Raw genomic sequence first — 23,071 nt, 5'->3', positions numbered from 1 at the left:
CCCGTGAGGGGCCTTTCGTCTTTCTGGCAGGCAGCCTGTCGCAGGCTCTGCCGGGGTTGCAGTGTCAAGGTAGGAGCCAGCGTCAGCTGGCGATGGGCCGGGGATGCGCACGCTTCGCGCCGCCCACAAGCGATAAAGGCCTGTTTACTTGCCCCGCTGCATCCAGGCCGCGCCCAGCCCGCTCAAGCAGATGATGGCGATGCCAAGCAAGCTGGTGTTGTCTGGCATCTGGCTGAAGAGCAGCAGCCCCAGCAGCCCGGCGAAGACGATCTGGCAATACCCGAACGGCGCCAGCAACGCCGGGGCCGCATGGCGGAACGCCTGGGTCAGCAACAAGTGCGCGGTCATCCCGCAACCACCCAGGGCCAGCATCAACAGGCCATGTCCCAGGCTCGGCAGTTGCCAGAAGAACGGCACCAGAGCGGTCATCACCAAGGTGTTGCACAGCCCGGCGAGGAAGTTGCTGGTGGTCGGGCTGTCATGGGCGGCCAGCTTGCGGGTCAGCAGTTGATAGAAGCAGAACCCCAGGGCCGAGCCGAAGGGAAACAGGATCGCCGGGGTGAACAGCTCCCCGCCCGGATGCACCACCACCAACACGCCGACAAAACCCATCACCACCGCTGCCCACTGGCCCCGGGTGACATGTTCCTTGAGCAACGGCACCGACAACGCCGTGACCAGCACCGGGGCCAGGAAGTTGACCGCCGTGGCCTCGGCCAGCGGCAGGTACTGCAGGCCAGCGGTGAACAGCAGGCTGGTGCTGAGCAGGCTCAAGGCCCTCAGCAACTGCAGGAACGGTCTCCGGGTGCGTAGCACGCGCAAGCCGGCCTGGGGCAGGAAGATCCCGGCCATGAGCAAGGTGTGCACCAGGTACCGCGCCCAGACCACCATGATGATCGGGTACAAGCCACCGAGGAACTTGGACAGGGCATCGTGGCTGGCGAACAGGAAGGTAGCGCCCACCACCAGCAAGATGCCTCGCAGCGGTTGGTTGACTCCGGACAGCGGCGTACTGGAACTCATGGCGATCTCGAGAAGAAGCGCGGCCCTATGCCGCGCCAGGGTCTGACCTCAAAGGTGTTGCAACAGCGTCCGTGCCTTGTCCAAGGCCAGGCGTGCACGCGTTTCGGCGTCGACGCCCTGCTCCAGCAGGTGCCGCGTCGGGATTTCCAGGCTCAAGGCAATGGCAGGCGGCAAGGTGTGCAGCAGCCCGCGCAGGTCGCAGTCACCTTCGCCGGGAAAGCGCCGCTCGTTGCGTGCCTGGCGGAGGATTTCCGCCATGTCCTGCGGGCGAGGGCCCGCCACGTCGCACAGCTGAGCGTAGCGCAGGCGCTCAGGCCCAACCCGCGCCAAATCCTCGAGACGAGAGGCCGAACGGTCGAAATGGAAGGCGTCCACCAGCACGGCGCCATTGGCGCGGCCGGCATTATCGACGATGCGCAGCGCCTGCGACAGGTCGCGGGCGTCGGTCCAAGGCATGAACTCCAGGCTCGGGTGCAAGCCGTAGGCAGCAGCCAGATCGCACAGCTCGGCGAAGCGCTCGGTCTGCCGCGCTTCGTCAGGGTCATTGCCGGCCACCAACACCTCGCTGGCACCGAACTCGGCGCCGACGGCCAGGATGGGTTCGAAGTCAGATACGCAGGTGTCCGGCTTGAGTCGCAGAATCTCGATGTCCAACACCCGGATGCCGCTGTCACGCAGACGCGCCAGAGTCTGGCGACGCAGCCCGGCATCGGCCACCAGGGGAAAATGATGCTCCTCGGCAGTCGCAGGCACCAGACGCAAGCCGACATGGCTATAGCCGGTGCGGGCTGCTACGTCGATCATTTCGGGGGGCGAGAGCTCCAGAACGGTCAAGGCGGCAAGGGAAAAGACCCGTTGATTCATATTTCCAGAACTCCGTTCCATAATTGGCGTTCGCATTATTTAGAACAGGATCGCCGTTCGGCGCAAGGGTTTGAGTCTTTTCCGTTTGCTCAACCGAACAGCTTGGACGCCTGACTGGCCGCCGACAGCTCGGCCGCAGCGTCCAACAACCGCGGCGCTAATTCATGAATGCGCGCTTCCGGCAGCCGGGCGCTGGGGCCGGCGACACTGAGCACACCACAGGCCTTGCCTGTGCGAGGGTCTCGCACCACCGCCGCCAGGGCCGAGGTGCCGACGGCAGAGCTTTCGATCACCCAGGCATAGCCGTGCTCGCGGGCTAGGCGCAGGCGTTCGAGCAGTTCGATATTGTTGCGTGGCGCGTTCGGCCCGAGGTCCAGCGGTGCCTCGCCAGCCTGGCGCTCCACCAGCACCAGCGCCTCGGCATCGCTGAGGCTGGCCAGCCAAGCATGCCCGGAGGCGGTGTAGAACAGCGGCGCGTCACGGCCCATGTCGGGGTCGTAACGCAAACCGGAACGGGCCCCCTGGGATTTGGCGATCCAGGTCAAGCGGTCCCCCTCGATCACGCCCAGGCGCACCAGTTCGCCAGTGTCGCTGGCCAGCCGGTCAAGGATGGGCTCGACGATATCGACACCGCTGCTGCCCAGGTAGCGAAAGGCCAGGGCCACTAGGCGGGTGGACAGTTGATAGCGGCTGTTCTCCTGGTTCTGGCGCACATAGCCCAGGCGGATCAACTCGCCGAGCATGCGGTGAGCGGCGCTCTTGGGGATCTGCAACTCATCGGCCAAGGCCTGCAAGGGCAGGCCCCTGGCGTCGGCGGTGAGCTGTTCAAGGAGGTTGAAGGCACGTTCGATCTGGCTGCCGGCCATGGTTTTCGGAATCCTGATGAAAGTTAAGCGATTCTAGAAGACAGCGCCCAATGAGTAAAAGCCGGAACGGCATTGCATCACTTTCTGTTCGATGATCGACCACTTTCGCCCAATCAGTCTGGAAAGCAGGCTTGCACATGGGGAAATATGAAACTCCGTTCCAATATCTGAGGCCGTACCTGGATGACTGCACCTCCCGCTTCCCTAACCTGTGACCTGCTGGTGATCGGCTCCGGCGCGGCCGGCCTTGCCGCTGCCGTCACTGCGGCCCATCACGGGCAAAAGGTCGTACTGGTGGAGAAGGCCCCGGTATTCGGCGGTGCCACCGCCTGGTCCGGCGGCTGGATGTGGGTGCCACGCAACCCGCTGGCCCGCCGCGCGGGTATCGAAGAAGAGATCGAGCAGCCGCGCACTTATCTACGCCATGAGCTCGGCGTGCATTACCGCGCCGAGCTGGTGGATGCTTTTCTCGAAGCGGGCCCGGCGATGGTCGACTTCTTCGAGCGTCATACCACCTTGCAGTTCGTCGACGGCAACGGTATTCCCGACATGCATGGCGACACCCCTGGCGCTGCCACCGGCGGCCACCAACTGATCGCCGCGCCCTACGATGCCCGCCAGGTCCTCGATCTGTTGCCGCGCCTGCGCAAGACCCTGCGCGAAACCTCGTTCATCGGCATGCCAATCATGGCCGGCGCGGACCTTGCCGCGTTCCTAGGCATGACCCGCTCCCTGCGTGCCCTGGCCCATGTCAACCGCCGCGTACTCACACACCTCTATCATCTGGCTCGCCATGGCCGGGCCATGCACTTGGTCAATGGCGTGGCGCTTGTGGCGCGGCTGGCGCGTTCGGCACAGGACCTCGGGGTGCATCTGATGGCATCGACACCCGCCTTGAGCCTGATCATCGAGCAGGGTCAGGTACGGGGAGCGCGGGTCGAGCACCAGGGCAGCGAGCTGGCGATCCACGCCAACGCCGTGGTGCTCGCCGCTGGCGGTTTTCCCAACGATCCGCAACGGCGCAAGGCGTTGTTCCCGCGTGATACCAGTGGCCACGACAACCTGGCCTTGCCACCTCTGTCCTGCTCCGGCGATGGCCTGCGCCTGGGGGAGTCGGCAGGTGGCCAGGTCGCCGACGACCTGCGCTCGCCGGTGGCCTGGGCCCCCGTTTCCAAAGTGCCCTACAGCGACGGCAGCGTTGGCCACTTCCCGCATATCATCGACCGCGGCAAGCCCGGCATCATCGGTGTGCTGCGCAATGGCCGGCGCTTCGTCAACGAGGCCGGCGGCTACTACGATTACGTGGATGCGATGCTCAAGGCTGTGCCAGAGGACGAAGAGGCGTGCTCCTGGCTGATCTGCGACCACCGCTTCCAACGCCGCTACGGCCTGGGCATCGCCCGCCCTGCTCCGCTGCCGTTACGAGCACACCTGCGCAGCGGCTACCTCAAGCGTGGCTCTACCCTCGAAGCACTGGCCCAAGCCTGCGGCATCGACCCCGCCGGGCTGGTGGAAACAGTCAGTCAGTTCAACCAGCATGCTCGCTTGGGCCAGGACCCGGCCTTTGGTCGCGGCACCACGGCATTCAACCGGCGCAGCGGCGATGCCCTGCACCAGGGGCCCAACCCCTGTGTCGCGCCGATCGAACAGGGCCCGTTCTACGCAGTCAAGGTACAACCCGGCTGCTTCGGCACCTTCGCCGGGCTGCGCACCGACGGCCAGGCGCGGGTGCTGGACGCCGCTGACCAGCCGGTCCCCGGGCTCTATGCGGCAGGCAGCGACATGGCCAGCGTGCTCGGCGGGCACTACCCATCTGGCGGCATCAACCTCGGTCCGGCCATGACCTTCGGCTACATCGCCGGTTGCCATGCAGCCGGCCTCACTCACCCTGAACAAGGAGTCCCCCATGCATAGGCTCACCAACCGCCAAGGCCTGGACATGCCCTGCCTCGGCCTCGGCACCTGGCCGATGACCGGCGACGACTGCACCCGCGCCGTACGCCAGGCGCTGGAGCTGGGTTACCGGCATATCGACACCGCCACCGCCTACGACAATGAAGCGGCAGTCGGCCAGGCCCTGCGTGAAAGCGAGGTGCCACGCGAGAACATCCACCTGACCACCAAGGTCTGGTGGGACCGCTTGCAGCCCCAGGCCATGCGCCAGTCCCTGGAAGACAGCCTCCGCGCCCTGGGTACCGAGCAGGTCGACCTGTTCATGATCCACTGGCCGGCCAAGGACTGGGACCTGGCGCGCAGCATCGACGCCCTGGTGGCCCTGCGCGACGAAGGCAAGGCCCGTTGCATCGGCGTGGCCAACTTCCCATTGCCGCTGCTGCGCAAGGTCGTGGAGGAACTGGGCGCACCGTTGTCTGCCATCCAGGTGGAATACCATGTGCTGCTCGACCAGCAGCCCCTGCTCAGCTATGCCCGCCAGCACGACCTCGCCCTGATCGCCTACACCCCCTTGGCCCGTGGCCTGGCGGCGGAGCAGCGAGCGATCCGCGACATGGCCGCCAGACACGGCGTACTGCCCAGCCAGGTGGCCCTGAAATGGCTGCTGGACCAGGACGGCGTCGCGGTGATCCCCAAGGCCAGCAGCCGGGCGAACCAACAGGCCAATCTGGATGCCTTGAAGGTGCAGCTCGATGACCAGGATCGCGCCCTGATCGCCGGGTTACCCAAGCACCACCGTGTGGTCAACCCGGAGTTCGCACCGCAGTGGGATAGCTGAGCAGACGCGGGCTCAATGGCTGACGGGCGAGACCAGCATGTTCAGCAAGTCCGGCCCGTCATCCAGTTCGATCATCCGCGCCGGCCGTGGCAAGTCACTCATCACTGCCTGCCAGAACGCCACCGAGACTTCGTCCTGGCGGTAGTAGCGCACCAGCCAGGCGTCCTGACCGCCACATAGCAGCTGGCCGGCCACGGCGCGACCGATACCCTGGCGGCGGTACTTCTTCAAGATGAACAGGTCCGCCAGCTCCAACGCATCCAGGCCTGGAAGCTCGCTTTTTTCGACCAGCACGAAACCGCCAATGAAGCCATCGACCAGCAACAGGTTGGCGCTCCACCCCGGAGCCTGCCAGTAGCGCTCCATGTGCGCGTCATGGATGTAGAAGCGGCCGTCCACCTCGACGTCTTCCTGCTCCCAGTCCGAGGACTCGTAAGCGTAGAACTGGTACAGGTTGCGGATCAGCCCGGCCTGCTCGGGGACGGTCTGGATCAGTTCGAGGGTCGGGCCGGACATGGCGGTGCTCGCTGGCTGCAAAGAATGGCGGGGGGCAATTCTATCGGGGGCCGGAGGATTTGCCAGCCTCTTCGCCGGGCAACGCCGCCACGGCCTCGACTTCGATCAGCATGCCATCGAGCGCCAGGCGTGGCACCGGGATCAAGGTACAGGCCGGCTTCATATGCTCGCCCCAGGCCCGGTCGGCCTCAGCGACCCACTGGCGCAAGCGGCCTTCGGAGTGGTCGACGATCAGCAGGGTCAGCTTGAATACCCGCGCCAGCGTGGCGCCTTTGGAGGCCAGCGCCGTCTCCAGATTGGCCAGCGCTTGCCGGGCCTGCTCGGCGAACAACGGCGACAGGTCGCCCTGGCTGTCTTCCCCGCCCTGCCCGGCGATATACAGCAAACGCATGCCCGCACGGACCTCGGCGACATGGGAATAGCCGTTGCCGCTCGGGTCATACAGGCCCTCGGGGTTGGACAGGACGAAGGGGCTTGGCTGGCTCATGGTGCTGCTCCTTGGAAAGGGCCCAGGAATAGGCCTTGGCATGAGAAGTACCGGAGTATCGAACCTCGAGCTAACTAGAGGTCAAGCGGCTCGAGCGTCACTTTTCCTCAAGTACCGCCTTGCCCTTGACCGCCCTGGGTCCCAGCCACGCCCAAGCGATCAGGCCGATGACCGGGGCGCACACGACGAAGACGATCCACAGCATCTTGCGCTCGGCCCGGTGGTCACTGCCGATGATGTGCCAGATAGCCCAGACTTCCAGAAGGACCAGCAGCGCGGCGAGGATGATCCAGATTGTTCCAATTTCCATAAGTGCTCTCCCGTCAGTAGGTACTGCGTTTGGCGGACACACCGGCCAAGGGTTCAGTCGGATCTTGTCCGCGCCTGGCCACACTGGCACGGCAGCTGCCGTCTGGTTGTGTTTCCCACGTCCGCGAAGCACACTCATCGCCGCCCAGCAGCGTAACGGAGTCACACGTGTCCATCCCTCGCCAATTCAGCAAGAAAAGCAGCACCTCGAACATGCTGCGCCTCAAGTCCGCCGCCGGTGAGGCGCAGTCGGCCTACCGGGTCGGTTTCGTCTTGCTCGAACATTTCTCCATGGCCAGCTTCACCGTGGCCATGGACGTACTGGTGACGGCCAACCTGCTGCGCAGCCAGAGCTTCGAGTTCGCCCCCCTGTCGCTGGCTGGCGATCGTGTGCTCAGCGACCTCGGCCTGGAACTCGTCACCACCGAGCTCGACCCGCGCGAGTTGAAGACACTCGACCTGCTGGTGATCTGCGGCGGCCTGCGCACCCCGCTCAAGTACCCCGAACTCGACCGCCTGCTCAGCGACTGCGCCGCCCACGAGGTCGCTCTGGGCGGCTTGTGGAACGGCGCCTACTTCCTCGCCCGTGCCGGCGTGCTGGCCGACTACGATTGCAGCATCCACCCCGAACAACGGGCCAGCCTCGCCGAGCGCAGCCCACAGAGCCGCCTCACCCCGGCCAGCTTCACCCTCGACCGCGACCGCCTCACCGCCGCCAGCCCCAATGGCGCCATGGAACTGATGCTCGGCCTGCTGCGTAGCCTGCATGGCGATGGCCTGGCCGAAGGTGTCGAAGAGATCCTGTCGTTCTCCGGTGCACGCTATCGGCAGGTGGGGCCTGGGGCGAAGAAGTCCATGAGCCTGCACCTGCGCACCATCGTCGAGCTGATGGAGAACAACCTGGAGGAAACCCTCAGCCTCGACCAGCTCGCCGCCTACAGCGGCCGCTCACGACGGCAGATCGACCGACTGTTCCAAGCCCAGCTCGGCACCTCGCCACGGCGCTACTACATGGAACTGCGCATCACCAAGAGCCGCCGTCTGCTGCAGTACTCCGACCTGTCGGTGATGGAAGTGGCAGTAGCCTGCGGATTCGTCTCGGTGTCGCACTTCAGCAAGTGCTATGCGGCGTATTTCGGCTATCCACCCTCGCGGGAGCAGCGCCTCGGCGAGTGAGGCCTGCCACGCAGCCCATCGCCTACAGGTCCTGTGCCAGCCGCGAAAATGGACACCTGCAGGTGTCTTGCACTATCGCTCAAGCACCCTTGCGCAGGCTTACCGTCCCTCATCGAGCAACTGCTGGATCACCCGCTCCTGCCCGTCATAGTCACCCTCACCAAAATGCACATGGCGCACCTGCCCCTGGCGGTCGACGAAGTAATGCGCCGGCCAGAACTGATTGTTGAAGGCATTCCAGATGGCATAACGGTTGTCCACCGCCACCGGGTAGTCGATGCCTAGCGCCTTGATCTGCCCGCGCAGGTTGTCGATATCGTGTTCGTAGTCGTACTCCGGGGTATGCACGCCGACAACCACCAGGCCTTGGTCGGCATAGCGCCGGGCCCACTCGTTGACGTAGGGCAGGCTGCGCCGGCAGTTGATGCAGTCGTAGGTCCAGAAGTCCACCAGCACCACCTTGCCCGCGAGGGCCTGGCGGTCCAGTGGTGGCGAGTTGAGCCATTGCACCGCACCATCGAGCGAGGGCATCGGGCCGAGGCTGACCGGCGACACTGAAGTGCCAGCCAGCAACCGGCCACCAATTCCCAGGCAAGCCAAGGTGGCTGCCAGCGCCAGGGCGATGAGGCCGTTGCGCCGCGAAGGGCGCAGGCGACGCAGAGCGCCGCCGAGCGTAGTGATCATCAGCAGGGTTTCCTTATGCTCGCGACTCAGCTTTCGTGGCAGCCGCCAGTGGCGTAGGTGCGGTACTGCACGCTCTGTTGCTGGCCTTGGGAGTCGAGGTAGTCCATACGGGTGTTGACCACGCCGCAGGCATTGCGTTGGTCGTCCTGCACGGCCAACACCTTCTTCACATCCAGATGGTCACCGTAGCTGTACTGCATCGCACTGGCACGGTCATTGGCTTGCGCAGCGAGGGCACCGAAGCTGAGCAGGGCGAAGAGGCTGGCGCTGGCGAGAGTCTTGAAGTTCATGGTGGATCTCCTGTACGAGGTTCTCGGGTAGGAAGGTTCGGCCTTCCGGTCGAGAGCCATTTCAAGCCAGGGAGGTATCCCGGATGTGTCGGCCCACACCTTGTCGTGCTTCGCCCTGTATCTGCCGCCACGCCAGATACACTGCAATACAAACCCCAGCAGGCAAGCGCCCGCGCGCTCGGTAAACTGCACTCACTCCCACTGAAACAGGACACGCCACATGGAGCATGTCGATCACATTCTTATCGTCGACGACGACCGCGAGATCCGCGAGCTGGTCGGCAACTACCTGAAAAAGAGCGGCCTGCGCACGAGCATCGTCGCCGATGGCCGGCAGATGCGTGCCTTCCTCGAAGCCAACACGGTCGACCTGATCGTCCTCGACATCATGATGCCGGGCGACGACGGCCTGCTCCTGTGCCGCGAACTGCGGGCCGGCAAGCACAGGAACACGCCGGTGCTAATGCTTACCGCACGCAACGACGAGACCGACCGCATCATCGGCCTGGAGATGGGCGCAGACGACTACCTGACCAAACCCTTCTCGGCCCGCGAGCTGCTGGCGCGGATCAATGCAGTGCTGCGCCGCACGCGCATGCTGCCGCCGAACCTGACCATCAGCGAAAGCAGCCGGCTGATCGGCTTTGGCCAATGGCGCCTGGACACCACCGCCCGTCATTTGCTCGACCGCGAAGGCACCCTGGTGGCCTTGAGCGGCGCCGAGTACCGCCTGCTGCGGGTATTCCTCGACCACCCACAGCGGGTGCTCAGCCGCGAACAACTGCTCAACCTCACCCAGGGCCGCGAGGCAGATATCTTCGACCGCTCCATCGACCTGCTGGTCAGCCGCCTGCGCCAGCGCCTGCAGGACGATGCCCGGGAGCCTGCCTGCATCAAGACGGTACGTAGCGAGGGCTATGTGTTCGCCCTGCCTGTTCAGTTGCTCGAGTCGCCAGCATGAAGCGCCTGCTGCGCTGGCCGCGCACCCTCGCCTCGCGCCTGGCGCTGATCTTCCTCACCGGGCTGGTGTTGGCCTACGGGCTGTCGTTCGGGTTGCAGTTCTATGAGCGCTATATCAGTGCCCGCTCGATGATGCTGAACAACCTGGAGCTGGACGTAGCCACCTCGGTCGCGATCCTCGACCGTCTACCCGCCGCCGAGCGCGAGGCCTGGCTGCCGCTGCTGGAGCGGCACAACTATCGCTATCGCCTGGATGACGGCGAGGCGGGCCAGGTCATGCCCAGCGAGGCCCCGCCCATGGCCGCCGAGTCGATCGCCAAGGCCATCGGCCGGGACTACCACCTGACCTTCCAGGAAATCCCCGGGCCGCGCCCGCACTTCCAGGGCCACCTGCGCCTGGCCGACGGCGCGCCGCTGACCATCGACGTTACCCCCGCCCCCGTGCCGCTGGCCAGCTGGCTGCCAGTGGTGCTGTTGATCCAACTGGCTGTGTTGCTGGTGTGCACCTGGCTGGCGGTGCGCACCGCCATCCGCCCGTTGACCCGCCTGGCCCAGGCAGTGGACAACCTCGATCCCAATACGCCCGGGCCGCGCCTGGACGAAAGTGGGCCGCGCGAGGTGAAGTACGCTGCCGTGGCCTTCAATGCCCTGCAGGCGCGGATCGCCGCCTACCTGAAGGAGCGCATGCAGTTGCTGGCCGCCATTTCCCACGACCTGCAGACCCCCATCACACGCATGAAGCTGCGGGTCGAGGTAATGGATGACAGCGTCGAAAAGGACAAACTTTGGCACGACCTGAACGCCATGGAGCACTTGGTGCGCGAAGGTGTGGCCTATGCCCGTAGCATGGATAGCAGCACCGAGGCCAGTTGCCGAATCGACCTCGACGCCTTCCTCGACAGCCTGGTGTTTGACTACCAGGACAGCGGTGCCCAAGTACAACGCTGCGGCACCACCGACACCCTGATCGAGACACGGCCCCATGCCTTGCGTCGAGTACTGGTGAACCTGCTGGACAACGCTCTGAAGTTCGCTGGCGCCGCGCAGTTGGAAGTACAACGCGACAGCGATGGCACCACATTGATCCGGGTGCTGGACGAAGGACCGGGAATCCCCGCCGAAGAACTGGACGAAGTGCTCAAGCCCTTCTACCGGGTGGAAAGTTCACGCAACCGCAGCACCGGCGGCACCGGCCTTGGCCTGGCGATTGCCCAGCAACTGACCCAGGTGATCGGCGGGACGCTGACCTTGAGCAACCGCAGCGGTGGCGGGCTTTGCGCGCAGATCGAATTGCGCTGATACGGTCGCCGTTGTTAGCGCCCTTACTGACGTAATCGAGGTCAAGTCGGGGAGCCGCACCAGCGCTTTCGCTACACAGCGATACACAAGCGCCTCTCCCCGACACACTGCAGATAATCCCGCTTGCCAGACTCCCCAACACCGCAGCGACAGCATCCCGCCGTCGCCGGTCTCCCCGGGAGCTCTCACATGAAAGCCATCGCCCTACCCTCGGGCTGGAAACTGTTCACGGCCCCCGTCAGCGCGCCCGGGGCCGCCACCATTCTCCCCTGATCCGAGGAAACCGACCATGATCACCCTTGCACGCCCTTTCTCCGCCCTTGACCGTCTCGGCACCTGGAGCGCCGACCTGCCGTTGCGGCTATTCCTGGCTTGGGAGTTTTTCGAATCCGGCTGGGAGAAGTTCAACGGCGAGAACTGGTTCGAGCAACTGCAATCGAACTTTCCCTTCCCCTTCGACCTGTTGCCGGCAGGCCTGAACTGGCAGTTGTCGATGTGGGCCGAACTGATCTGCCCCCTGCTCCTGCTGCTGGGACTGGGCACGCGCCTGGCGGCGCTGGTGCTGATGGTGGTGACCCTGGTGGCGATCGCTGCCGTGCATTGGCCGGCGCATTGGTCGAGCTTGGCGGAGTTGGCCCAGGGGTATGCGATCACCGACCAGGGCCACGGCAACTTCAAGCTACCGCTGATCTACCTGGTGGCCCTGCTGCCACTGCTGCTCAAAGGTTCGGGCCGGTTGAGCCTGGACCACTGGCTGCGGCGCGGGCAATAAAAAGGTTCTTTACGGATTGCTGGGGGAATCAGCGGGCAACCGGGTGCATACCCTGAGCCCTATGGCGCTCTTGAGATACCGCGCCGCCCACGCGGCGCATCGCGACACAAGGCCGCTCCCACAGTAGCCTTGGTGCAGGGCGAAAGATTGTGTGGGGCTTGTTGCGGCCACCTCGATATCTCTGTCGTACAAACCAAGGCTAAAACTTCGGTCCATCACGATGTGGGAGCGGCCTTGTGTCGCGATGCGCCGCATGGGCGGCGTGGGGTCTAGAAGGCACCGAAGAACCGCCGGCATGCACGGGCGATGCGCCGCGTAGGCGGCGCTCGATCTCGAAGACACTGAAGACCTTTCGGCATGCACAGAGGGCTGCCTAAAGACAACGCTCAGCCCCTCATAGTCCCGACAATGATGCCCTGCTCTCGCAACGCCTGGAGCAACTGCAATCCTTGCGCTTCAATCTCCTCCCCACCAAGTGCCTGTAAACGCTCCCGCCCCGTCCCCGACAATCCCGCCAGCAGTTGGTAGGCCAATACGGTCAAGCGGGCGAAGCGCACCTCGAAACCTGCATCCCGGTACACCAGCAACAAGGTCGGGGCCTCCGGGAGCTCCTGTGGCTGGTAATCCGGGCCGATCTGCTCCACCGGCCAGCGATAGGCCAAGGGCCGGGCCAGGCACGAGAGCAACGGCACACCCTCGAGCAGGTCGCCATCGGGATCATGCGGTGGGTCCTCGGCATCGCTGAGGTAGAGCTGCGCTTCGATCCATTCGTAATGCGCCAGCTCCACTTGCCAGGGAGCGTCGGGCTCGACCTGCTGCAGGTAGGCGACGAACTCCTCGGCAATCTCGGTGAACAAGGGCGTCTGGCAACGATGGTGAGCGTAGAAGTCACGCACACGGGCGTGCCAGCGTGCCTCACCGAGGGTCCGGCGTATGACCGGAAAGCTGCCGGCCAGCAGGCCTTCGATGGCGCCGTAGAACAGTTCGCGGTAAACCTGAAGGCGACGGTTTTCGATACCCGGTGGCGGCGCATGACCGGCTGGGTCACGCAGGTGGCGGGCCAAGGTGAATTGCTGTTCGCGCAGGCGCTCAGACATGATGGTTACTCCTTGCCGCCTGCTGCACGGCGCAGATACGTGCGGTCTCATCCAGCAGCTCGGCCAGCGGTGGGTAGTTGAAGTCACGCTCGAGTACCGTCGGATGCACGCCAAAGCGTTGGTAGGCCGCCGCCAGCAAATCCCAGACACCCTCCTTCACCGCAGCACCGTGGGTGTCGACCTTTAGGTCCGGCGCTTCGTCGTAGTGGCCGGCCACGTGCAGCCCGGCCACGCAGCCGGCAGGCAAGCCATGGAGGAACGCCTGGGCGTCGTAGCGGTGGTTGCAGGCGTTGACGAACAGGTTGTTGACGTCCAGCAGCAGGTCGCAGTCGGCCTCGGCCAGCACGGCGCAGATGAATTGCAGCTCGCTCATGGCCTGGTACGGCGCGGCGTAGTAGCTGACGTTCTCCACGGCGATGCGCCGGCCCAGGCGGTCCTGGGTTTCACGGATGCGCGCGGCGACATGCCGGACGGCTTCGTCAGTGAAGGGGATCGGCATCAGGTCGTAGAGGTGACCATCGTCGCTGCAGTAGCTCAGGTGCTCACTGTACAAGCGCACCTGGTAGCGTTCGAGGAACTGTCGGGTCCGGTCGAGGAAGGCCAAGTCCAACGGCGCGCTGCCGCCCAGGGACAAGGACAAGCCATGGCAAGCGATGGGGAAGCGTTCGGCCAGGCGTGCCAGGCCCTGCCCGTAGGCGCCGCCGACACCGATCCAGTTCTCCGGGGCACACTCGAGAAAGTCCACGGCACCGTCATCCATTGCCAGCAGCGCCGGCAACAGGCCGCGGCGCAGGCCGAGCCCCGTGTGCAAGGTGTTGTCGTTCATGTTCATGCGATCTCCAGAATGCAAGACGCCCCGCCTGACCAGCAGGAGGGGCGCATTGTCCAAGGGTGGGGTCAGGATTTGCCGTTCAGGTGGCTGAACAGGCCGTCGGGCATCTGCTTGCCATTGGCGGCGTAGATGGACTTCAAGTACTCGTAGGCCTCTTCTTCAGAGATGAAACCATCGTGGTTGGTGTCGATCTTGTCGAATTCGCCCGCACGGTCCTTGGCTACCGCGAGGAACTCTTCGCGAGAGACCTTGCCATCGTGGTTGGTATCGGTCTTGGCGAACGACGCATCACCACACTTGCCCTCGCCGCACTTACCTTCGGCCTGGCTGGCCTTGCCGCTGGCACCGCATTTGCCTTCGCCGCACTTGCCTTCGTTCTGGCTGGCCTTGGCGCTGCCGCCGCATTTGCCTTCGCCGCACTTGCCCTCTCCAGGCGTCTTGGCCGAGGCCAACTGATAGCCATTGGACAGGGGTTCGACGGCGAAAGCGGTGTTACCCAAAACCAAGCTGCTGACCAGGGCGGCGCCGAGCAGGCCGAGGGTGCTATGAGTACGTGACATGGTGATGCTCCACTGTTGTTGAAGGTGGAGCCATTTCGCCGTGTCCATGTATCGTCGGTGTATCCCGCAGTGCAAGCTTTTGTATGGCAATGGCACGCCAGGGTGGCGAGATACACTGTGATACGAAGCGACCACGGGATGATGGGGCAAACCGTGAGCCCACCCTGCCCGCCTCAGAAATCCCAGCGCGTGGTCAGCATCAGGTTGCGCGGTTCGCCATAGACCGAGGAGTTGTAGAAACCGACGTTGGTGAAATAGCGCTTGTCGAACAGGTTGTTGACGTTCAAGGTCGCCGACAGGTTGTCGGTCACCTGGTAGCGCGCCATCACATCCACCAGCCAGAACGGTGCCTGGGAGAACTCCTGATTGCGGTCCTTGGGCCGGTTGTACAGCACTTGCCAGCCCTTGCTCTGCCAGCGTGCCCCGCCACCGACGGTCAGCTTCTCCAGCGCCCCACCGAGGCGATAGCTGGTGTAGAGGCTGAGCTGGTCCTCGGGCTCCCAGGTCGAGACCTTCTTGCCATCATCATCACGGATCACCTTGTGGGTGTAGCCGCCCTGCAACTGCCAGCCAGGCGCCAGCTCACCAGAGATCTCCGCCTCGATACCCTTGGTGGTCGCACGAATGCCCATCCAGGCGAACTCCACCGCCGGGTTGGTCGGGTTGCCGTTGTACTGGGTGTCCTCCTCGGTGCGGTTGCTCTGGTGAATCTCGAAGTACGCCAGGCTGGCGTTCAGACGCCCCTCATAGAACTCGCCCTTGATGCCCAGTTCGTAGTTCTGCCCTTCATCCGGATCGAGCAGGCGGTCGTTGCGGTCGCGGAACCAGGCATCCTGGGGCATGAAGATGTCGGTGTAGCTGGCGTACAGGGAGAAATGCTCGTTGAGGTCATAAACCGCGCCTACATAAGGGATCAGGCGGTCGTTCTCCTTGTTGCGGGTGCCTATGCCGTCGAGCTTGTAGTTGACCAGGCGCCCGCCGAGCAGAAAGGTCAGGTCATCCATGGGCTTGAGCCGCAGGGTCAGGTAGGTGCCACTCTGGCGCACTTTGTCGTCGGTACGCTGGGACACCGGGCCCCAGTCCGGATCACCGATATCACCGTTCCAGTTGGGCAGGTCCTCGATGCTGTTGCCCGGGATGGTGACGTTCCAGTAGTCCTTGCCCTTCCAGCGCGAGGCGGTGTAGGAGGTGCCGAGCACCAGTTCATGCTCGCGGCCGAACAGTTCGAAAGGCCCGCTCAGATAGAGGTCCAGCGAGTCGCTGACGGTTTCGCCGGTGTACTTCTGCGCGTAAACGCTGGCGGTGCCGTCAACCCGGGGTTGGTAACCCTGCACTGACCCCAGGGGCGCATGGTAGCCATTGATCTTGTGGTCGAACTGGGCCTTGGCCACCCAGCCATTGGCCATGTGGTGCTCCAGGCTGGCGAACAAGGTGCGTGTGTATTGCTCCCAGGTGCTCCACTTGGCAGCGTTGTTGAAATGGTGGGACAGATCGTTGCTGTTGCCATGCCCGTCGAACAAGGGCGCAGTGCCCGACCAACTGGACCCTTGTGGGTTGTTGTCCTGATAGTCGCCACCGAACGTGAGCAATGTGTCTGGGCTCAGGTCGACTTCGAGGATGCCGTAGTAGACGCTGGTCTTGCGCTGGTAGTGGTCGAGGAACGAGCGCTTGTCCTGGTAGGCCGCCACAGCGCGGCCACGCACGCTGCCCTCGTCATTGAGCGGGCCGCCGATGTCCAGCTCGCTGCGGTAGTTGTCCCAGCTCCCGGCGCCAAGGCTGAAGTGGCCTTTGAACCCGGCCGTGGGCTTTTTGCGCACCAGGTTGATGGTCGCGCCCAGGGACCCGGCCCCGGTCAGCAGGCCGGTCGCCCCCTTCAACACTTCGACGCGGTCATAGATGGCCATGTCGCTCAGGCTGTTACCGGCCGAGTAGCCGACATTGCGGGAGGTCGATGGGATGCCATCGTACTGGAAGTTGTTGATGGCAAAGCCACGGGCGTAATAGCTGGTGCGCTCGGTGTCGTAGGCCGCCACGGTGATGCCTGGGGTATGGCGCATGACGTCGTCGATATTGTTGAGGCCGAAGTCGTCCATGTGCTGGCGGGTCATCACGCTGATCGACTGCGGTGTTTCCCGCGGGGTCAGCACCAACCGCGTGGCGGTGGCGATGGTGCCCGGGGTGTAGGATCGGCTGTCCTCGGTGATGGTGCCCAGTTGGTTGCTGATCACCTGGGTAGCCTCCAGGTTCAAGGCGCCGCCCGGCTCCACTTCGCGGACCAGGCTGTAGCGGCCATCGGCCTCACGGATCACACCGATCCCCTTGCTGCCGAGCAAGGTACGCAAGCCCTCCTCGACGCCATAGGCGCCGTGCAAGCCTTCGCTGGTCTGGCCACGGGTCAGCGCCGGATCGAACGACAGCACCACTCCAGCCTGGTCAGCGAAACGGGTCAGCACCCGGCCCAAGTCGTCACGGGTCAGGTCATAGTCACGCACGGCAGGGTCGGCCACGGCCGACAACGGCAGGAGCAAGGCACAACAGCGCAGGGCATGATGGATACGGCGGGTGTTCATCGATACGTTCTCTTCTGGTTGGCGATCAGGTACGAGGCCTGTTTCGCCTAAGTCGAACGAGAAGATGAATTGATATCATTCGCGGTCGATTTTTTTATCGTGCCGCCACCGTCACCCAGTACGGCGTGCGTTGGACGATCCGCACCGGCAGCGCACTGGCGAGGGCCGCGAGCACCTGGTCGGTGTCGTCGAGGCGGAAGGTGCCGCTGATGCGCAAGCCTGCTACCTCGGGTGCACAGCGCAACCACCCCTTACGGTAGCGCGCCAGTTCCGCGACGAAGCTGTCCAGGCGCTGGTCGTTGGCGATCAACACGCCCCGGGTCCAGGCGTCCTGTTCGGCCTGCAGGGGCGCGTCGAGCACCTCAGCGGCGCTGATGAAGCGGCATTGTTCACCTGCCTTGAGCAGCGCCCCCGGCCCCTGTCGGTCGGCCTGCACCCGGACCTGGCTTTCGAACACCGCCAGGTGCGTGAAACCCGACTCGCTGCGCACCAGAAAACGCGTGCCCAGCGCCTGTAACGTCCCCTGCCCGGTCCGCACCAGGAAAGGACGCCCGGCTGGGTCCTTGGCGGTGTCGATCAACACTTCGCCCGTACGCAACTGCAACAAACGCTGGGAGGCATCGAAGCGTACGTCCAGCGCCGTGGCGGTGTTGAGTTGCACTTGGCTGCCATCTGCCAGGCGCACTGTACGGCGCTCACCGACCGCCGTGTGGTAGTCCGCCAGCCAGGCCCCTTCGTGCAGTTGCCGATAGCCAACCCAGCCCAACCCGCCGCTGCCGGCCAGCAGCAACAACCCTTTGAGCACACCACGGCGGCCCATGACCGGCCGCTGGGCAGCCAAGGCCAGGGTACGGCCAGCCAGGCGGCCGGGCACTTGCTGCCAGCGCTGGTGCACTCGCTCGACCTGCTGCCAGGCCCACTGATGCTGCTCATCGGCTTGCAACCAGACTTGCCAGGCTTGTACCTCTGCGGGGCCTGCCGCTTCATCGCCCAGAGTGGCGCGCCACTGCGCGGCTTGCTCCAGTGCCGCCAACTGGCGGGGATCGAACCTGCTCATTGTGGCCAGTCAGCCTGCAGGCTGTACAAGGTGCAGTGGTGCAAGGCCTTGGCAATGTCGCGATTGACCGTAATCACCGACACTCCCACGGCCTGGGCGATGGCCCGGTAGGTCATGCCTTCTAGCTGAGCCAGGAGAAAGACCTTGCGCACCCGGCTGCCAAGGCCAGCGAGCATCGCATCCAACTCGCAAAGGGTCTCCAGCAGGACGGCGCGGGTCTCTGGCGAAATGTCCACTGCCTCGGACTGTTCGGCCAGCACCTGCAACCAGGCGCGTTCGAGCCGGACGCGCCGGAAGTAGTCAATCATCAAGCGACGGGCAATGGTCGCCAGGTACCCCCGTGGTTCACGCACCGCTTCCAGCCGCTCGCTGGCATTGTCGGCACTGAGCACCCGGACGAAAACATCCTGCACCAGATCGGCGGCCAGCTCCCGCGAGTCTACGCGCGGGCGCAACCAACCGGCCAACCATTGATGGTGGGCTAGATAAAGGTTGCCGACTTGCTCGCGCAGCAGGGGCTTGGACTGGGGCATGAAAGTCTTCGCACTAAATGAGAATCCATATCATTCTATGCGAAGGGTGGGAACAGATGATACTGGGAGCAGGAAATATCCTATCGCCCTGTAAGGCAGGCTTGGCTGTGCGGGAGCACGGCTCTTGCCCAAGAACGTCGCGCCCCCACGTGCCAGGGTCAATCTTCCAGCGGTTTGGGAGGCTTGGCCGGCGCTGCCGGCTTGGCAGGCTTGCCTTGCTTGGTGTCGCTCGTGGCCGCCACCGGTGCCGGAGCCGTGATGGCCTTCTCGCTGGCCGGCAGTTCATCCACGGCCTTGAAGATGGCCTGAGGGTCGACTCCCTCACCCGTATCGTCGTCCTTGAGCATGTGCCGCTCGCCGTCCTTACCCACCAGGATGACCTTGGTCCCTTTGCTGGCACCCAGCTTCAGCTCGCGGATCAGCGCCATGGTGGTCTGTTGCTCGAGGTTCTTGTCTTCGCGTTTGCCGATCATACCGGCAACGCTGAAGAGCACCAGGTTGCGCTCCTTGAAGGCGGCCTGGGTAGCCGGGTCCTTCAGCGCTTCGTTCAGCCCTCGCAAGGTCGGGTCGGCAGTACTGGGCGCGATAATGACCAATGGCCGTGACTTGCCCAGCTCCTGGGCCAGGGGCGCGTCGCTGTCGGCAGCGAGAACGGGGCCAGCGACAATGAACAAGGCAGCGAGGGTCAGTGACCGGACGAGCATGCGCATCTCCTTAAATGTTTCCGAAACTCAGTGACTACAGATCCTGGCGAAAGATCCGACACGGAGCCTAAACCACTCGCACCGTCGAGTGGCTCAGGCAAAGGTAACTTTCGGTTACCAGGCCCCATGGGTAAAGGAAATCGCCACGACCTGTTTCTGAGCATAGCCCACCCCCTTCGACACGAAGCCGGCTCCATCAGGCCGGGTCACCGAGCAGTGCTTCACGCGCCAACCTCGGGGCCAGACGCTCGCGCCCCACAGCCAGCCCGGCAAGGCGGCCCACGGACTCAGAACAACAGCAACTGACGGTCGATCAGGGCGCTGAAATCGTCCTGCACGAACGGCAGGATGGCATCGGCCACCGGCTGCAACTGGCGGCTCAGGTAATGCTCGTAGTCGATCGGCGACTGACGGTTTTCCAGCGGTTCGGGGCCGGCCACGGTGATCACGTAGCTGATCCAGCCGCCATTCTGATACTGCCGCGGGCGCCCCTGGCGGGTGTTGTATTCATCGGCCAGGCGAGCGGCGCGCACATGCGGTGGCACGTTGCGCTGGTAGTCCGCCAGCGGCCTGCGCAGACGCTTGCGGTAGATCAGCAGTTCGTCCTGCTCGCCGGCCAGGGTGCTGCGCACGTACTCGCGAAGAAAGTCCTGATAGGGCTCGCGCCGGAAGATCCGCGAATACAGCTCCTGCTGGAACTGCCGGGCCAGCGGCGACCAGTCGGTACGCACCGACTCCAGGCCCTTGAACACCATGTCTTCCTGGCCGTCTTCCCGCGCCACCAGCCCAGCGTAGCGCTTCTTGCTGCCCTCTTCGGTGCCCCGGATGGTCGGCATCAGGAAGCGCTTGTAGTGGATCTCGAACTGCAACTCCAGGGCACTGTCCAGGCCCAGGGTGTCACGCAGGTGGCTGCGCCACCACTCATTGACATGTGCCACCAGCGTACGCCCGATACCCGCGGCCTCGGCCTCGTCATGGCCACGCTTGAGCCAGACAAAGGTGGAGTCGGTATCGCCGTAGATCACATCGAAGCCCTGGGCCTCGATCAACTCGCGGGTACGGCGCATGATCTGGTGCCCACGCATGGTGATCGACGACGCCAGGCGCGGATCGAAGAAGCGGCAACCACTAGAGCCGAGCACGCCGTAGAAGGCGTTCATGATGATCTTCAAGGCCTGGGACAAGGGAGCGTTGCCGTCGCGCTTGGCCGCTTCACGGCCCTGCCAAACCCGCTCGACGATAGCCGGCAGGCAATGCCGGGTGCGCGAGAAGAAGGCACCACGAAACCCCTCGACCGCATGGGCCGGATCCGGCTGGCGCAAGCCTTCGACCAGGCCCACCGGGTCGATCAGAAAGGTACGGATTATCGAGGGATACAGGCTCTTGTAGTCCAGCACCAGCACCGACTCGTACAGACCAGGCCGCGAGTCCATGACGAAGCCACCGGGGCTCGCCTCATCCGGACGCGTGCCCAGGTTCGGCGCCACGAACCCCTGGCGGTGCATCAGCGGCATGTACAGGTGGCAGAACGCAGCCACCGAGCCGCCGCTGCGGTCCACCGGCAAGCCAGTGACCGTGGCCCGCTCGAGGAGGAAGTCGAGTAACCGGGTGTGGGCGAAAATGCGCGTGACCAGTTCGCAGTCCTTGAGGTTGTAGCGGGCCAGGGCCGGCTTGTCCTCGGCGAACATGCGGTTGATCTCGTCCATGCGCTGGTATGGCGTGTCGATGGCCTTGCCTTCACCGAGCAGGGTCTGGGCGACGTTCTCCAGGCTGAACGAGGGGAAGCTCCAGGTCGCCGAGCGCAAAGCTTCGATCCCATCGATCAACAGGCGTCCGGCAGCACCGGCGAAGAAGTGCGTGCGACTGCCATGCTCGCGCAACGCCATGGGCGAGCCGTCGCGCCCCAGGCACAGAGGCACCTGCAGGCGCTCAGCGTGTTCGTGGAGGATACGCAGATCGAACTGCACCAGGTTCCAGCCGATGATCACGTCCGGGTCATGGCGAGCCAACCACTGGTTCAGGCATTCGAGCAACTGGCCTCGGCTGTCGCAGTAGTGCAGGTCGAAGTCCAGCGCCGGGGCCTCGTTGGCAGCCGTGCCGAGCATGTAGACCTGGCGCTGGCCACAACCTTCAAGGGCGATGCTGTAGAGTTCGCCGCGCTCGCTGGTCTCGATGTCCAGCGACACCAACCGCAGGGGTGGGCGGTAGTCCGTGGCCGGCTTGAGCTGAACATCGCAGAGCACGCCATGAGCGTCCGGGGTGCCGCTGAAGTGCACGGGCGCGGTGATGAAACGCTCCATCAGGTAGCGCTCCGGCGGGCGGATATCGGCCTCGAACACCTCGATGCCTGCCGTGCGCAAGCGCTTCTCCAGTTGCATCAATTGGCGGTGCTGCTGGCAGTACAGGCCCACAACCGGCCGCAGCTCGAAGTCACGCAGTTGCAACGGGCGCAACGCCGCTCCCGGCTCGTCCGCCAGCAAGGCCCGGGCTTGGTCGGCCTGGCCGGCCGGAATGAATGCCACCGAAGTCTGCGGTGCAAGGCGCACGCGCCGGGGCCCCTGGTCGGTGGCCAGCCAGAACTCCACGCAAGTCCCCTCGGCCGTGTCGTGCCAATGCCGGGTCAGGACAAAGCCCTGCTGTAACTCCACCGCCTCAACCTCGAATCGTTTTGCTCATGAACGCGATTCTACCCGGCGCCGCGCCCTCGCGCTGGGCTTATCCCTGCCACCAGGCACAGCACCTGGCCGGGTGCACGCAATGGCCAAGGTGCGGCGAAACATCACCCGTACAAATAGTGAATGTCTTTGTGGGCCAGGGGCGGCACCTGGCCCAGCAGGTAATCGCGCAGCTTGTGCATCTGCCGGGCCTTGGGGCTGGCCTTGAGCCAGGTCATGTAATAGCCGTCGCCGGTTGCCACGGCGTGCTTGAAGGGCGTGACCAGGCGCCCGGCGGCCAGGTCGGCGCTGGCCAGCACCAGGTCGACCACGGAAATACCCAGCCCCTGCTGGGCGGCGGAAATACCCTGATCGAGGGTATCGAACACTTGGCCATGGTCGATGCTGATGTCCAGCGCATCCATGCGGGCCAGCCAGCGCCGCCAGTCACGCCGGTCCGGCGAAGGGTGGAGGAATTCGCAGTGCCGCAGTATCGACAGCTCCGGTTCCTGGTTGTCCAGGTACTCCGGGTGGCACACGGGAATCAGCCACTCGTCGAACAGCTTGAAGCTCTCGACCTCGGCGGGGAAACGGCCGTTGGCTAGTAAGATGGCGCAGTCATAGGGCTCGGAGTAGAAGTCCACCGAATCGATGTCCATCCACACGCTGGACAGTTGCACCGTGCAACTGTTGTCGACTTTCTTGAAGCCATCCAGGGCCTTGAGCAGCCAGCGCACGGTGAGGGTCGATGGCGCCTTGAGGCGAAGACCATAACGGTCCTGGCGCAACAACGCACAGGCGTTCTCGATGATCTTGAAGCCGACCTTCAACTCCTGGGCCAGCAGGCGGCCATGCTCGGTCAGATGCAACTTGGGGCCGCGGCGCTCGAACAGATCGCAACCGAACAGGTTCTCGAGGGTCTTGATGTGGTGGCTGACAGCACCCTGGGTCAGTGCCAACTCCTTCGCCGCACGGGTGAAGGAGCCATAGCGTGACGCCACCTCGAAGGCGCGCAAGGCATGCAGTGCTTGAATCCGTTCAGACATCGCCCGCTCCGAGCATGAGTGGAACTAATAGTAGGTCATAG

General features: G+C 64.3%; 23 protein-coding genes. 6 read left to right on the top strand and 17 right to left on the bottom strand.

Going from position 1 to position 23,071, the window contains the following annotated elements:
* Nucleotides 1-144: 144 nt before the first annotated feature.
* The 3 genes from ACYU03_RS09880 to ACYU03_RS09870 all read right to left on the bottom strand — a co-directional run bounded on the left by ACYU03_RS09880 (nucleotide 145) and on the right by ACYU03_RS09870 (nucleotide 2,753).
* Nucleotides 145-1,023 (bottom strand): DMT family transporter, encoded by an 879-nt coding sequence (locus tag ACYU03_RS09880; RefSeq protein WP_461890205.1) that lies wholly within the window; start codon nucleotides 1,021-1,023, stop codon nucleotides 145-147.
* 48 nt (nucleotides 1,024-1,071) lie between these two features.
* The gene (locus ACYU03_RS09875; protein WP_461890203.1) at nucleotides 1,072-1,887 is read right to left on the bottom strand and encodes a sugar phosphate isomerase/epimerase family protein; all 816 of its coding nucleotides are present in this window, start codon (nucleotides 1,885-1,887) and stop codon (nucleotides 1,072-1,074) included.
* An 89-nt stretch (nucleotides 1,888-1,976) separates the two neighbouring features.
* Nucleotides 1,977-2,753, bottom strand: coding sequence for an IclR family transcriptional regulator (locus ACYU03_RS09870; RefSeq protein ID WP_461890201.1), 777 nt, complete (start codon nucleotides 2,751-2,753; stop codon nucleotides 1,977-1,979).
* A 183-nt stretch (nucleotides 2,754-2,936) separates the two neighbouring features.
* Here ACYU03_RS09870 and ACYU03_RS09865 point away from each other — a divergent pair, with 183 nt between their 5' ends.
* Both ACYU03_RS09865 and ACYU03_RS09860 read left to right on the top strand, forming a co-directional pair.
* Nucleotides 2,937-4,667, top strand: coding sequence for an FAD-dependent oxidoreductase (locus ACYU03_RS09865; RefSeq protein ID WP_461890199.1), 1,731 nt, complete (start codon nucleotides 2,937-2,939; stop codon nucleotides 4,665-4,667).
* Entirely contained in the window at nucleotides 4,660-5,484 is an 825-nt protein-coding gene (locus ACYU03_RS09860; RefSeq protein ID WP_461890197.1) for an aldo/keto reductase, read from the top strand. The genes ACYU03_RS09865 and ACYU03_RS09860 overlap by 8 nt, the downstream gene beginning before the upstream one ends.
* Nucleotides 5,485-5,496: 12 nt before the next feature.
* Here ACYU03_RS09860 and ACYU03_RS09855 read toward each other — a convergent pair whose 3' ends face one another.
* The 3 genes from ACYU03_RS09855 to ACYU03_RS09845 all read right to left on the bottom strand — a co-directional run bounded on the left by ACYU03_RS09855 (nucleotide 5,497) and on the right by ACYU03_RS09845 (nucleotide 6,797).
* Nucleotides 5,497-6,000, bottom strand: coding sequence for a GNAT family N-acetyltransferase (locus ACYU03_RS09855; RefSeq protein ID WP_461890195.1), 504 nt, complete (start codon nucleotides 5,998-6,000; stop codon nucleotides 5,497-5,499).
* 40 nt (nucleotides 6,001-6,040) lie between these two features.
* Nucleotides 6,041-6,487, bottom strand: coding sequence for a RidA family protein (locus ACYU03_RS09850; RefSeq protein WP_461890193.1), 447 nt, complete (start codon nucleotides 6,485-6,487; stop codon nucleotides 6,041-6,043).
* Nucleotides 6,488-6,584: 97 nt separating this feature from the next.
* Nucleotides 6,585-6,797: a PLD nuclease N-terminal domain-containing protein gene (locus ACYU03_RS09845; RefSeq protein ID WP_461890192.1), complete on the bottom strand. Its 213-nt coding sequence runs from the start codon at nucleotides 6,795-6,797 to the stop codon at nucleotides 6,585-6,587.
* Nucleotides 6,798-6,964: 167 nt separating this feature from the next.
* Between ACYU03_RS09845 and ACYU03_RS09840 the strand changes: the two genes are divergently transcribed.
* Nucleotides 6,965-7,972, top strand: a complete 1,008-nt coding sequence (locus ACYU03_RS09840) for a GlxA family transcriptional regulator (protein WP_461890190.1) — start codon at nucleotides 6,965-6,967, stop codon at nucleotides 7,970-7,972.
* 99 nt (nucleotides 7,973-8,071) lie between these two features.
* Here ACYU03_RS09840 and ACYU03_RS09835 read toward each other — a convergent pair whose 3' ends face one another.
* The gene (locus ACYU03_RS09835) at nucleotides 8,072-8,656 is read right to left on the bottom strand and encodes a thioredoxin family protein (protein WP_461890188.1); all 585 of its coding nucleotides are present in this window, start codon (nucleotides 8,654-8,656) and stop codon (nucleotides 8,072-8,074) included.
* A gap of 26 nt (nucleotides 8,657-8,682) precedes the next feature.
* Entirely contained in the window at nucleotides 8,683-8,946 is a 264-nt protein-coding gene (locus tag ACYU03_RS09830; RefSeq protein WP_461890186.1) for a DUF2790 domain-containing protein, read from the bottom strand.
* Nucleotides 8,947-9,166: 220 nt separating this feature from the next.
* Here ACYU03_RS09830 and ACYU03_RS09825 point away from each other — a divergent pair, with 220 nt between their 5' ends.
* From ACYU03_RS09825 to ACYU03_RS09815, 3 genes are all read left to right on the top strand, one after another.
* Nucleotides 9,167-9,907, top strand: a complete 741-nt coding sequence (locus ACYU03_RS09825) for a response regulator (RefSeq protein WP_461890184.1) — start codon at nucleotides 9,167-9,169, stop codon at nucleotides 9,905-9,907.
* An 8-nt stretch (nucleotides 9,908-9,915) separates the two neighbouring features.
* Nucleotides 9,916-11,205: a sensor histidine kinase gene (locus tag ACYU03_RS09820; RefSeq protein ID WP_461891435.1), complete on the top strand. Its 1,290-nt coding sequence runs from the start codon at nucleotides 9,916-9,918 to the stop codon at nucleotides 11,203-11,205.
* A 289-nt stretch (nucleotides 11,206-11,494) separates the two neighbouring features.
* A complete protein-coding gene (locus ACYU03_RS09815) occupies nucleotides 11,495-11,977 on the top strand; it encodes an HvfX family Cu-binding RiPP maturation protein (RefSeq protein ID WP_461890182.1) in 483 nt (160 codons plus the stop codon).
* A 386-nt stretch (nucleotides 11,978-12,363) separates the two neighbouring features.
* Here ACYU03_RS09815 and ACYU03_RS09810 read toward each other — a convergent pair whose 3' ends face one another.
* The 9 genes from ACYU03_RS09810 to ACYU03_RS09770 form a co-directional block, all read right to left on the bottom strand.
* The gene (locus tag ACYU03_RS09810) at nucleotides 12,364-13,074 is read right to left on the bottom strand and encodes an HvfC family RiPP maturation protein (RefSeq protein WP_461890180.1); all 711 of its coding nucleotides are present in this window, start codon (nucleotides 13,072-13,074) and stop codon (nucleotides 12,364-12,366) included.
* Nucleotides 13,067-13,900: an HvfB family MNIO-type RiPP peptide maturase gene (locus ACYU03_RS09805; protein WP_461891434.1), complete on the bottom strand. Its 834-nt coding sequence runs from the start codon at nucleotides 13,898-13,900 to the stop codon at nucleotides 13,067-13,069. Before ACYU03_RS09805 ends, ACYU03_RS09810 begins: the two co-directional genes overlap by 8 nt.
* Before the next feature lie 71 nt (nucleotides 13,901-13,971).
* Nucleotides 13,972-14,466 (bottom strand): HvfA family oxazolone/thioamide-modified RiPP metallophore, encoded by a 495-nt coding sequence (locus ACYU03_RS09800; protein WP_461890178.1) that lies wholly within the window; start codon nucleotides 14,464-14,466, stop codon nucleotides 13,972-13,974.
* Between the two features lie 173 nt (nucleotides 14,467-14,639).
* Entirely contained in the window at nucleotides 14,640-17,036 is a 2,397-nt protein-coding gene (locus ACYU03_RS09795) for a TonB-dependent siderophore receptor (RefSeq protein WP_461890176.1), read from the bottom strand.
* Nucleotides 17,037-17,130: 94 nt separating this feature from the next.
* On the bottom strand, nucleotides 17,131-18,093 hold the full coding sequence (locus ACYU03_RS09790; protein WP_461890174.1) for a FecR domain-containing protein: 963 nt from the start codon (nucleotides 18,091-18,093) through the stop codon (nucleotides 17,131-17,133).
* The gene (locus ACYU03_RS09785; protein WP_461890172.1) at nucleotides 18,090-18,626 is read right to left on the bottom strand and encodes a sigma-70 family RNA polymerase sigma factor; all 537 of its coding nucleotides are present in this window, start codon (nucleotides 18,624-18,626) and stop codon (nucleotides 18,090-18,092) included. Before ACYU03_RS09785 ends, ACYU03_RS09790 begins: the two co-directional genes overlap by 4 nt.
* A gap of 158 nt (nucleotides 18,627-18,784) precedes the next feature.
* Nucleotides 18,785-19,330, bottom strand: a complete 546-nt coding sequence (locus ACYU03_RS09780; protein WP_461890171.1) for a DUF4174 domain-containing protein — start codon at nucleotides 19,328-19,330, stop codon at nucleotides 18,785-18,787.
* A gap of 287 nt (nucleotides 19,331-19,617) precedes the next feature.
* Nucleotides 19,618-21,978 carry a DNA polymerase II gene (locus ACYU03_RS09775; RefSeq protein ID WP_461890169.1) on the bottom strand — a complete coding sequence of 787 codons (2,361 nt, stop codon included), beginning with the start codon at nucleotides 21,976-21,978 and terminating at the stop codon, nucleotides 19,618-19,620.
* Between the two features lie 131 nt (nucleotides 21,979-22,109).
* Nucleotides 22,110-23,030 carry a LysR substrate-binding domain-containing protein gene (locus ACYU03_RS09770; protein ID WP_461890167.1) on the bottom strand — a complete coding sequence of 307 codons (921 nt, stop codon included), beginning with the start codon at nucleotides 23,028-23,030 and terminating at the stop codon, nucleotides 22,110-22,112.
* Nucleotides 23,031-23,071: the final 41 nt, after the last annotated feature.

The sequence above is a fragment of the Pseudomonas sp. X10 genome (genome assembly GCF_054889225.1).
The sequence above is the reverse complement of the archived record's forward strand: the minus strand, read 5'-3'. Positions and strand labels throughout refer to the sequence as shown.